We start from the raw sequence: 12140 nt of genomic DNA on the forward strand, positions 1-12140 counted from the left end.
CGGTGGTAATGGGTCACGAAGTCGCCCATGCAGTAGCGGAGCACGGCAACGAACGCATGAGTCACTCCATGCTTATCAAAGGTGGAATCCTCGCCACATCTATTGGTTTGAAACTCTCTGATTCGGTTGATGACGACCTTGGCAACGCGATACTTATTGGTGCAGGCGCTTTCGCGAGCGTAGGCATTATCTTACCTTATTCACGTGCGCATGAGCTCGAAGCTGATTACATGGGCCTTGTTTTTATGGCTAAAGCAGGGTACAACCCCGAACGAGCGATCACTTTCTGGCAAGACATGTCTAAAGCCTCAAAGGGCGGCAAACCTCCGGAGTTCCTATCTACTCACCCCGCAGACACACGCCGCATTGACGAAATCAAAAAATACTTGCCAAAAGCTATGTACTACTATAGGCAAACACCTCAATACGAAGAGCTCGAGAGAGAAAAACTCATCCCTAAATTTTAGCTTCTCAAAAACCTTTTTTCCTATCCATCATTGCAAAAAATCTTTCTTAAAGTACTAAGAGGGAGAACATTTTTGAATTTAAATTTAGGAAACTCGCTATGTCAAATTTAGCTTGTGGTATTGTTGGCCTCCCTAACGTCGGCAAATCAACTCTTTTTAACGCGATTGCGCGCGCTGGTGCGGAAGCCGCAAATTACCCTTTTTGTACTATTGAACCTAACGTCGGCATTGTACCTGTACCCGATGTACGCGTCGATAAATTATCCGAGATCGTTAAGCCCAACAAGATCCAGTATGCAACTATCGAATTTGTTGATATCGCAGGACTCGTTCGCGGCGCTTCTTCTGGTGAAGGACGTGGTAACCAGTTCCTCGAAAATATCCAACACACCGATGCGATCGTACAAGTTGTTCGTTGCTTCGACAACGATGATGTTGTTCACGTCGACGGTCAAGTTGATCCCATTTCTGACATCGAAACAATCAACCTCGAACTCGCACTTGCCGACCTCGAAAAAGTAAATCGCAATATCGAGCGCTTAGGTAAAAAGGTCCGTAGTGGAGATAAAGACGCGGTTAAAACTGTTGAAGTTCTCCAAAAGATTCAGCCTGCGCTTAACGAAGGTAAAGCTATTCGCTCCGTCGACTTAAATGACGACGAGAAACAACTCATCAAGCACTACATGTTCATTACTGTTAAAGAAATGATCTATTGCTGTAACGTCTCAGAAGACGACCTCCCAGAAATGGAAAATGATTACGTTCAAAAAGTTCGTGTTTGCGGCGCCGAAGAAAATGCTGGCGTGGTGACAATCTGTGCACAAATTGAACAAGAAATTGCTCAGCTCGACAAAGAAGAAGCTGCCGAGTTCCTCGCAGATGTTGGTCTCACTGAATCTGGCCTTGATAAGCTTATCCACAAGAGCTTCCAAACTCTTGGTCTTAGTACTTATTTAACGGCAGGGGAAATCGAAGTTCGTGCTTGGACAATCCCCATTGACTGCCCTGCTCCACAAGCTGCTGCCGTCATCCACACTGACTTTGAAAAAGGTTTTATCCGCGCAGAAGTCATTGCTTTTGATGATGTTATCGAACACGGTGGACGCCAAGGCGCCAAAGAAGCCGGTAAGGTCCGCGTAGAAGGTAAAGATTACCTCGTCCAAGATGGAGATGTCATTCTATTCTTAACTAACACAAAATAAATTCTAACAAGCAAAGAAAAAAGGCTGTTAAATTTTCAACAGCTTTTTTAATTTCACTCAAACTCGCATATAATTAGTAAATTTCATAAAAAAAACATGAATTTCAGTTAGGCTAAAATTTCAGCCATGGATAGTTAGACATATTTGAGTTATTATGGCCTTAACTGAAACTTAGGAGTAATAACAACATGCTACACTTAATTGCAGCAAATAACACCTTAACTATAGCTCTCTCAGTTATAGCACTTTTGGTTTTACTTGTTTTAGCTTTTTTCCTTTTCTCATTTTTCAACTTGTACATTCAAGCGTGGTCATCTGGCGCTTACATTAGCCCGCTCAATCTAGTCATGATGAGGCTAAGAAGCATTAACCCTAAATTGATTACCATGGCTTACATCCAATCTCGTCGAGCTCATCTAGAAGATATCACCGTCGACAAGCTGGAAACACACTACTTATCGGGTGGCGACGTCATCAATGTAGTTAACGCACTTATCGCAGCGAACAACGCTGGCATTAAAATCGACTACAAAAAAGCCTGCGCCATTGACTTAGCAGGTCGCGATGTTTTTGAAGCTGTAAAAATGTCGGTTATGCCCAAAGTGATTGACTGCCCAGATCCTGCATTTGGTCGTACAACGATTGACGCGGTAGCCAAAGACGGTATTCAATTAAGAGTAAAAGCTCGTGTCACTGTAAAAGCAAGTATCGAAAAGCTTATCGGTGGTGCTGTAGAAGATACCATTATAGCTCGTGTTGGCGAAGGTATTGTTACAACAATCGGTTCCGCTGGAACACACAAACTCGTTCTCGAAAACCCAGATTCGATCTCCAAAACAGTACTGAGCAAAGGCCTCGACAGTGGCACTGCCTTTGAAATCCTTTCAATCGATATTGCCGATATTGACGTCGGTGAAAACATTGGTGCTCGCCTACAGGCAGACCAAGCCGAAGCCGACAAACAAATTGCTCAGGCACAAGCTGAGATGCGCCGTGCAGCCGCAGTTGCATTGGAACAAGAAATGATCGCCAAGGTACAAGAAATGCAAGCTAAAGTTGTTGAAGCTGAAGCGCAAGTTCCTGTTGCGATGTCAGCAGCGATGCGCGATGGCAACTTAGGTATCTTAGATTATTACCGCTTAGAAAACCTAAAAGCCGACACCACCATGCGAGAAATGATTGCTAAAGATGATGAGGGAGCTGAGTAGAAATCATGGATGGCATCATTGGTCTCATTGTCTTTGCTGTAATAAGTTTTGTTTACAATAAACTTATACAAAAGCAAGATGCAAAAAATGGCGATGCCACCGATCTATCTGAATGGCTCGAAGAGGCGGAGCCAACACCAGCTCCGCCAGTCCAAAAAACGCCTAATGAAAAAATGACACGACCCACTAGTGTGCCAAATTCTGAAAAAATCAAAAAAAAATATGTACAGGAAGCCATCCCCCCTCCTCCTCCAGTTTTCAATACTAAAAATACAAACACCAAAACGAATTACAGACCTATTCATAAGGAGAGTTCACAAAATACTCTTCATCAACAGCTTACAAATACTAAAAAGAAGAAGAGATCAAGTCTCAATTGCAAAGATAGAAAAACTCTTCGTCAAGCCTTTATTTTAAATACCGTCCTGACCAAACCTAAGTCGTATGAACCCTAAATTATGCCACAAATAGCATTGACAAAAAAAAGAGTTCTTTTAGATTAGGCGTCAAATTTTTCAAAACATCACAAATAGCGTAAGGAATTACCCATTGAAGACCATATTCCCTAAGGGCATCGACAAAATTAAACCTGTTATTTTTTTAACAGCTGGTTTAACTATTGTCACTATTGCACTCATAGTTAACTTCTATTTTACGGACAAAAACCTAAGTGTTGGTTACCGTCCGGAACAGCCTATCCCCTTCTCTCATAAACTTCACGCCGGCGAAATGGGCATGGATTGCCGTTACTGTCACATAAACGTAGAGAAATCACCTCACGCTTCAGTTCCCCACTCAGATGTATGCTGGAACTGTCACAGCAAAGTTAAAACTGATAGCCCTAAATTGCAGCTTTTAGCCAGCATCCAAAAAGATACTATTATCAGAAAAAACATAATCGATCATAAGTTTGACACTAAAACACCGAAGGTCGTTGAAGAAGAAATAGAGAACCCCAACAAGGGCGCTGCTATTCCATGGATTAAAATTCATAAACTCCCAGAATACGCTTATTTCGATCACTCAGTACACGTCCGTGCAGGCGTCAGCTGCGTAGAGTGCCACGGTCGCATTGACCAAATGGAAGTTGTAAAGCAAGTCAGCTCGCTCAGCATGGGCTGGTGCCTTGAGTGCCACAAAGATCACGAAGATCACATTCGCCCAGACAGCGTCAGGATCACTGACTTAGCTTGGACTTGGGAAAACTCTAATCTCAACAAAGAAGAAGAGTTGAAAAAAATCAAAGAAACGAAAAACCTCAACCCTCCAATAATGGGATGCAGCGCATGTCACAGATAGACTCCAACAGAGGAAAACATTACTGGCGTAGCTTAGATGAGCTCGCCGAAAGCCCTGAATTTAAAGAACACGTGGAAAGAGAATTCCCAGAAGGCGCTTCCGAGCTAGGAGACTTCAGTCGTCGTGGTTTCATGAAAATCATGGCTGCAAGCATGACTCTCGCCGGTGCAGGCGGACTCACAAGCTGCAGAAGACCTGAAGAAAAAATCTTACCTTACGCGAGTGCTCCAGAAGGTCTTATCCCAGGTAAAGCTAGATTTTATGCCTCAGCTATTCCACGCACAAGCGGATCGCTCGGCGTACTCGTAAAGAGCCACGAAGGTCGTCCTACTAAAATTGACGGTCTCCCTGGACACCCTGCTAACAACGGAAAAACTGACAAGCACGCACAAGCGGACCTTCTCAGCCTCTATGACCCCTTCCGACTTCAGTATGTCAAGTATATTGATAACGGCAAAGTTATCAATGGTGCTGATGAAGAACAAGGTATGACTCCTATTTACAGGAAGCATATTAAAGATAGCTGGACACAACTTGGCGAAGAACTTTCGAAGCTTGACGCTAAACTCAGCGAGAATAAAGGCGCTGGATTTGCCATCCTATCTCCCGCAGTCACATCTGCTAGTGAAGAATCTGTTCGTGCTGAGCTCCGCAAAAAATACTCAAACGCTAAGTTTGCAACATGGGAAGTTCTGAACGAAGATAACGCCACACATGCTTTAAAGGTACTCACAGGCAAAAAAGCTAACGAGATACAAGCTAACTACAGCTTAACAGATGCGAAAGCTATTGTATCAGTCAATTCTGACTTCATGCTTTCAGGTCGCGATTCACTTAGACTTTCAAAAGAATATGCCGATGCACGACGTGTAAACGTTCAAAAAGGCGATGAAGATGCATTAAGTAAAACTGACATAAATCGCCTCTACACTATTGAAGCAAACTTCTCTGTCACTGGCTCAAACTCAGACCACCGTTACCGTTTAGCGGAAAGCGCAACTTTTGAGTTCATGATTGCCTTAAGTAAAGAACTTAGTAAGCACATCAAACTCGATGCATCGATCAGCAATTTCATCGAAGGTTTCGATAGCAAGTACGACTTCTCTAAAGATGCACTTACAACTAAAAAGACTGGCTCTGAGTTCATCGCTGCCATCGCAAGCGATTTAGCTGCTCTTAAGAAAGCAGGTAAAAACTCAGCAATCCTAGTTGGCGACGATCAAAGCACTGCAGTTCAAATCTTAGGACTGCTTCTTAACGATGCTCTTGATAATCAAGGTAAGACAATCACTTTCAGCGAAAGAGCTGCAAAAGTAAGTGACTTATCAATTGAAACACTCAGTACTTTAATTGCTGATGGTAAAGTTGAAGATCTCCTTATCCTCGGTGGCAACCCCGCTTATGACGCTCCAGCTGACCTCAAATTCGCTGAGAAAATCAAAAGTATCAATTCAATTCATCTTACTTCTCATTTTAACGAGACTTCAATCGTATCTAAAGTTGCTGTTCCAAAAGCCCACTTCCTAGAATACTGGGGTGACACACGTTCAGCTGATGGTACTGCAAATATCATTCAACCGCTTATCGCTCCACTCTTCGGCGCCGTTAGTGATGCCGAACTTCTAGCTAAACTTATCCAAAGTAAGCAAACTAAGGGTATTGAGCTCGTAAAAGCAACTTATAAACTCGAAGGTCCCGCTTGGGAAAAGGCTGTTTATGGCAGCGCACTTTCCGGCTCAGCTTACAAACCTTCTAAAGTTAGCTTTAAAGCTTCAAAAGCTATTGCAAATCTAGAAGCAGTTGAAGTTTATAAAGCTGGCTTCGAAGTTGTTTTCAAAGCAGACTACAGCCTCCTTGAGGGTAGCTACAACAATAACGGATGGATGCAGGAATTCCCTGACCCAATCACAAAACTCACTTGGGATAATGCAGCGCTTGTATCATACAAGACAGCAAGCGACCTCAGCGTTCAAAATGGCGACTTGCTCAGTGTTAATGGTGAAAAAATCCCAGCTTGGATCGTTCCAGGTATCGCAGACAAAACAGTTGTTGTTAATCTTGGTTATGGCAGAACCGTTACTGGCCCCGTAGGTACTGGCACTGGTTTCAATGTTTATACACTCAGAAACTCTAACGCACTCACATGGGTTAAAGCTGACGTCTCTAAAACTAGCGGCACATACGAGCTTGCCTCAACTCAGGATCACTGGGCAATGGAAGGCCGTGAGTTAGTCAAAGATGATAACATCACTGATTTTAAGAAAAACATCGCTATCTTCGACAACAAGTTCGACCCTAATGGCGAATCAATTATACCTGACCGCCCTGAATGGGACAAAGAAGGTTCTTATCAGTGGGCAATGGTCGTTGACCTCAATGCATGTAATGGTTGTGGTACTTGTACTATTTCCTGTCAGGCAGAAAACAACATCTCCGTTGTTGGTAAAGAACGCGTTCTTAAAGGTCGCGAAATGCACTGGATCCGCATGGACCGTTACTTCTTCAGTGGTTACGACACAGCAAGCGGTGCTTTCATGCCCGACATGCTCCGTAGCGACTACGATGAAAAAGATTTAGAAGTAGAAGGTGCTTACCACCAACCAATCCCTTGCATGCACTGTGAAAAAGCTCCTTGTGAACTCGTTTGCCCAGTAGCTGCAACAGTTCATAATGAAGAAGGTCTTAATGACATGGCATATAATCGTTGTATCGGTACTCGTTACTGCGGTAACAACTGCCCTTATAAAGTAAGACGTTTTAACTTCTTCCAATACCAAGAAAATTTCAAAGACAAGCGCTATGAAGTACAAAAAATGGTTCATAACCCTAACGTGACAGTTCGTTCTCGTGGTGTGATGGAAAAATGTACTTACTGTGTCCAGCGTATCAACGAAGCGAAAATTGACGCTAAAGTTGAAAACGGTGGTAAGCTTGAAACTGACTCGTTCACTGCAGCATGTGCTCAATCATGCCCAACAGAAGCTATTACTTTCGGTGATCAAAACAACGCCGAGTCCAAAGTTAGCCAGATGCAGAACGAGACAAGAAACTACGTTCTTCTCCCCGAGCTTAATGCACGTCCACGTACGAGCTTCCTCGGTAGACTTAAAAACAGAAATTCTGAACTAGGATAATCAGGTACAATTATGATTGACATGACTCTAGATCCTAACGCTGATAATCCCGCCCAAAGAACTCCCTTGGTTCAGGGTGGTATGGATTTCAAAGACGTATCGCACGCAGTGTGTGATATTTCTGAGCGTAAAACGCCAAAAATTTGGTTCCTTTGCTTAGCAGCTGCTCTTGGTGGTCTTGGCCTCCTCAAAACCTCTATCCTTTACCTCATTTGGGAAGGTACAGGTATTTGGGGCTTAAATAACCCCACTTACTGGGGCTGGGCGATTGTTAACTTTGTATTTTGGGTTGGTATTGGCCACGCAGGTACACTTATTTCAGCGATCTTATTCCTACTCCGTCAAGACTGGAGAACGGGGGTTAACCGATTTGCTGAGGCAATGACTTTGATGGCGGTTGCCTGCGCGGGGGTTTTCCCAGGCATTCACATTGGTCGTGTTTGGGCTGCTTACTGGCTTTTTCCAATTCCGAACCAAATGACTCTCTGGCCTAACTTCCACTCACCACTACTTTGGGACGTATTCGCCGTTTCTACTTATGCAACTGTATCATTACTCTTCTGGTATGTGGGTCTTATCCCTGACGTTGCAACTATGCGTGACCGTGCAAAAACTAAGTACCGCAAAATTGCTTACGGTATTCTTGCCCTCGGTTGGACAGGTGCTAACAAGCACTGGCAGCGTTACGAGAAAGCTTATGCGATTCTCGCAGCACTTGCAACTCCACTTGTACTTTCTGTACACACAATCGTATCATTTGACTTTACTGTATCAAACCTTCCTGGTTGGCACACGACAATCTTCCCTCCCTACTTCGTAGCGGGTGCGGTATTCTCTGGTTTCGCCATGGTAATCACTTTAATGACTGTTGTACGTCACATTTATAAACTTGAAAACCTCATTACGATTCGCCACTTAGAAAACATGTGTAAGATCATCCTTCTTACTGGTACACTTGTTGGTTACGCTTATGCAATGGAATTCTTCATCGCTTGGTACTCAGGTGTTGAGTTTGAATCCTACGCATTCATCAACCGTGCTTTCGGTCAATATGGCTGGGCTTACTTCATCATGATTGGTTGTAACGTGATCTCACCCCAGTTCTTCTGGTTCAAATGGTGCCGTACAAACGTTGTTTTCATGTTTATCATCTCAATCTTCGTAAACATCGGTATGTGGTTCGAACGTTTTGTTATCACAATGACACTCAATAATGATTTCTTACCTTCAAGCTGGGATTACTACGCTCCAACTATTTGGGACATCAGCACTTTCGTTGGTAGTTTCGGTTTATTCTTTACACTACTCTTATTGTTCCTCCGCTTCTTACCTATTGTTGCAATTTCTGAAGTTAAGAATTGCATGCCAGAAGCTGACCCACATCATGGAGATAACCACTAATGTCTACTCAAGAAAAAGAATGGGGCTTAATCACAGAGTTCAAAAGCTCTGCTGACATCTACCACGCAGCTGAACAACTTCGTGATTCTGGCTTCAAAAAATTCGAATGCTACACGCCTTTCCCCATCCACGGCATGGATGACGCAATGGGCCTCAAAGCAACTAAGCTACCATGGCTTATCCTCGCCTGTGGTTTAACTGGTCTTGCTACTGCAACTGGCTTGCAGATCATCACCAACATGGATCTTTACCCAATGATTATTGGTGGTAAGCCAAACGGTGCTGGCAGTATCGTTGCTTTCCTTCCGGTTATGTTTGAACTTTCAGTCCTCTTCTCTGCTTTTGGAGCAGTTTTTGGCATGATCGGCATTAACGGATTACCCAAATTTTATAACCCGGTTTTCAAACACGAAGCCTTCAAGAAAGTAACTGATGATGGTTTCTTTGTTGTAGTTAGTGTTGATGACCCGAAATACAACACTCAAAAAACAACTGAATTTTTAGAGAAAATCGGAGGCAAAGATGTCACTGTCATCAATGATTAAGCCGCTTACAATCAGCTTAAGTCTCGGTGCGCTATTCCTAGCTTCCTGTAAACCAGGTGCGGAATCCGCAAAACCACCAATTCACCCTAACCCTAATATGGATAGTCAAGAAAAATACCGTGCTCAGTCTGAGAGCCCTTTCTTCGACGATGGACGTACTATGCGCCCAGAAATTGCTGAAACAGTTCCTTACGGTAAGCTAGTACAAGATCCTGCTATCCGTGACGGTAAAAATGAAAAAGGTGAATACATCACATCTGCTCCTGATTTTAAAGCTACTGGCTGGAAAAAATCTTATGCAGAATATCTAGAGCGTGGCCAAGAACGCTACGAAATTTATTGTACACCTTGCCACGGTTCACTTGGTGATGGTGTTGGGATGGTTGCTAAACGCGGTTTCGCTGGCGTAGCAAACCTACTCCTTCCAGATTACGCAAAAATGTCTGATGGCTTACTTTACTCAGCTATCAAAAACGGCAGTAGAAGTAAAATCATGCTTCCTTATGCTGTACAAATTCCAGATCTCGCAGATCGCTGGGCAATCGTAGAATACATTCGTGTTCTTCAAAAAGCTGCAGCCACTGAAGAATATAAATCTTTAAGTTCCAAAGAGGCAAAATAATGGGACACGGTAAAAACTTTGACGAAAAAACAGTTGTTGCTCCAGGCGCAAAATGGAACAAAGCTATTGGCATCTTTGGCATAGCTGGTATTGCGTTTATCGCAATTGCTTGTTTCACACAGCCCAACAAAGCGCAATTCATGCACTCGTACTTAACGAGCTTCATGCTTTTCCTATCCATTACTTTGGGTGCACTTGGCTTTACAATGATTAACCACATCACACGTGCAGGTTGGTCAGTAACAGTTCGCCGTATTCAAGAAGGCTTCATGAAAAACATCTGGCTCATGGCCTTGCTTTTCCTCCCTATCTTGTTTTTCGCTAACGAAATCTTCTCTTGGGCAGATTCTCGTGATGGTGAAACTCTTAAGGCTGATTTAAAACTCGATACTTATCACTTCACAGATGCTCACCACGGTCATGATGATCATGCCGAGGAAGCGCACGGTGAACATGACGATAACGCTCATCCTCATGAAGAGAAAGTAAAAGAAGTCAAAAAAGAAGTTGAAGCTGATAAGCCAGCTGTTGGTGGTCACCCAGAAAAGAACCGCGTTAGACAACAGGAAGAAATTTCTGAAGCTCAAGATGCTGCTGAAGCACATATTGAAGGTGAAGAGGAAGAAGAAGCTCACTCAGAAGGCGCTCATACTGCTCATGATGATCACCACGCTGCAGGCGGACGTTTTGACTTAGCTCACGGTCGTCACCGCGCTCACCTTGAACACTCACTCCACGTAAAGCATAGCTACCTCAACAAAAGTGCCTTTACACAACGTGCTATCATTTACTTCATCATTTGGATTGCCCTCGCTTTCTTCATGTTCAAAAAGTCAACTTCACAAGATGCAGACGGTAACCCAAAGACAACAATCCTTATGGGTAAAGCTTCGGCTCCTGGTCTTATGCTTTATGCTCTCTCATTAACCTTCGCTTCATTCGACTGGATGATGAGCTTAGACTACGCTTGGTTCTCAACGATCTATGGCGTCATCTACTTTGCTGGTGGTATCATGAGCATGCATGCTGCAACAGTACTTGCTGTACGCGTCCTTCAAGCTAAAGGTTACCTACAAGGTGCTGTGGATCAAGAACACTACCACGACCTTGGTAAGCTTATGTGGGCATTCATGATTTTCTGGACTTACACAGCGCTTTCCCAGTACCTCATTATTTGGTACGCTGATATTCCTGAAGAAACTATCTGGTTCCTCAATCGCTACAAAGAAGGATGGCTCCCCATAACTTATATTGTGATTGCCAGTCACTTCCTCATTCCTTTCGCTTTCTTCATGTCACGTCATATGAAGCGTAACAAGAACATCTGTGCTTTCTTCGCAGCTTGGTTAATCATTGCGGAATTTATCTACATTTACTGGCAGGTTATGCCTACGGTGACTTTCCCAATCACAACACCTTTCAGCCCAAGCATTGCTGATGCCCTTATTTTCTTCGGCATGGCAGGAGTTTACGTTGCAGCCTTTCTCTTCAATCTTAAGAACCAAAACTTGATTCCTGTTCGCGATCCTCGTCTCAAAGAATCAGTTAACTTTGTTAATCTCTAAGGGGTCATTATGAGTCACGAAAGTCAATACCCATTAAAAAACGAAGTTGATGAACCATCAATCAACGCTGTTTACGTCATTCTTATTGTTACTGCCGCTTTAATTGCTGTTTCAATTATCGGTCTACGCTCTTACGAGAGCATGATTGCTCAAAGTACTCGCGAAGCGAGAGAGCAGGCGCCGACAGTAGAACTCAACGAAATGCGTGAAGCTAACAAAGCTAAGATGGCGATCATCAATAATGTTTTAGCTGAACAGGGTAAAACGAAGTAATGAAAAAGTTCCTCACCATTCTCCTCATCACGTTTTTTGCGCTAAGTCTTAGTGCGGAAATTGATGGACCACGCGTCGGTGTCTCTACAAATGTTGACAGAGACCCTGAAGCGCTGAAGGGCATTGGTGTGGACGAAAACTTTGGTGCTCACTTAAACCTCGATCTCATAGTGACGAATGAGGCCGGCGAAAAAGTGGCACTTAGAACTTACTTTGAACAAGGTCGCCCCGTAGTCATCAATATGGTGTACTACTCATGTGGCGGTACTTGTAACGCTTTACTCACTGGTTCCTTCATGGTTCTCGACGAACTCGACTGGAAGCCCGGCGAACACTTTGAAATGCTCAACATTTCATTTGAACCAAAAGAAAATCACATTTTAGCTCAAGCTAAAAGAGCTAACTACCTCAAGCAATACAGCCT

General features: G+C 43.5%; 12 protein-coding genes. All 12 read left to right on the forward strand.

The annotated features are described in order from the left end of the window. Positions 1-467: M48 family metallopeptidase (locus LNTAR_RS24070; RefSeq protein ID WP_157473834.1), on the forward strand; the 467-nt coding region annotated here is incomplete at its 5' end. 98 nt (positions 468-565) lie between these two features. Continuing rightward, the gene (gene ychF / locus LNTAR_RS24075; protein WP_007281389.1) at positions 566-1669 is read left to right on the forward strand and encodes a redox-regulated ATPase YchF; all 1104 of its coding nucleotides are present in this window, start codon (positions 566-568) and stop codon (positions 1667-1669) included. Between the two features lie 188 nt (positions 1670-1857). Further along, positions 1858-2877, forward strand: a complete 1020-nt coding sequence (gene floA, locus LNTAR_RS24080) for a flotillin-like protein FloA (protein ID WP_007281390.1) — start codon at positions 1858-1860, stop codon at positions 2875-2877. A gap of 5 nt (positions 2878-2882) precedes the next feature. After that, the gene (locus LNTAR_RS24085; RefSeq protein WP_007281391.1) at positions 2883-3332 is read left to right on the forward strand and encodes a hypothetical protein; all 450 of its coding nucleotides are present in this window, start codon (positions 2883-2885) and stop codon (positions 3330-3332) included. 94 nt (positions 3333-3426) lie between these two features. Further along, the gene (locus LNTAR_RS24090; protein ID WP_007281392.1) at positions 3427-4176 is read left to right on the forward strand and encodes a cytochrome c3 family protein; all 750 of its coding nucleotides are present in this window, start codon (positions 3427-3429) and stop codon (positions 4174-4176) included. Beyond that, complete coding sequence (locus LNTAR_RS24095) at positions 4164-7310, forward strand: TAT-variant-translocated molybdopterin oxidoreductase (protein ID WP_007281393.1); 3147 nt, start codon at positions 4164-4166, stop codon at positions 7308-7310. The genes LNTAR_RS24090 and LNTAR_RS24095 overlap by 13 nt, the downstream gene beginning before the upstream one ends. Positions 7311-7322: 12 nt before the next feature. Continuing rightward, a complete protein-coding gene (nrfD, locus tag LNTAR_RS24100) occupies positions 7323-8711 on the forward strand; it encodes an NrfD/PsrC family molybdoenzyme membrane anchor subunit (RefSeq protein WP_007281394.1) in 1389 nt (462 codons plus the stop codon). After that, complete coding sequence (locus tag LNTAR_RS24105) at positions 8711-9256, forward strand: DUF3341 domain-containing protein (RefSeq protein ID WP_007281395.1); 546 nt, start codon at positions 8711-8713, stop codon at positions 9254-9256. The genes nrfD and LNTAR_RS24105 overlap by 1 nt, the downstream gene beginning before the upstream one ends. Next, positions 9234-9878 (forward strand): c-type cytochrome, encoded by a 645-nt coding sequence (locus LNTAR_RS24110; RefSeq protein ID WP_007281396.1) that lies wholly within the window; start codon positions 9234-9236, stop codon positions 9876-9878. Before LNTAR_RS24105 ends, LNTAR_RS24110 begins: the two co-directional genes overlap by 23 nt. Further along, complete coding sequence (locus LNTAR_RS26355) at positions 9878-11443, forward strand: hypothetical protein (RefSeq protein ID WP_007281397.1); 1566 nt, start codon at positions 9878-9880, stop codon at positions 11441-11443. The genes LNTAR_RS24110 and LNTAR_RS26355 overlap by 1 nt, the downstream gene beginning before the upstream one ends. A 9-nt stretch (positions 11444-11452) precedes the next feature. Next, positions 11453-11716 (forward strand): hypothetical protein, encoded by a 264-nt coding sequence (locus LNTAR_RS24120; RefSeq protein WP_007281398.1) that lies wholly within the window; start codon positions 11453-11455, stop codon positions 11714-11716. Further along, positions 11716-12140: thioredoxin domain-containing protein (locus LNTAR_RS24125; protein WP_007281399.1), on the forward strand; the 425-nt coding region annotated here is incomplete at its 3' end. The genes LNTAR_RS24120 and LNTAR_RS24125, both read left to right, overlap by 1 nt.

The sequence above is a fragment of the Lentisphaera araneosa HTCC2155 genome, assembly GCF_000170755.1.
Lineage (GTDB): Bacteria > Verrucomicrobiota > Lentisphaeria > Lentisphaerales > Lentisphaeraceae > Lentisphaera > Lentisphaera araneosa.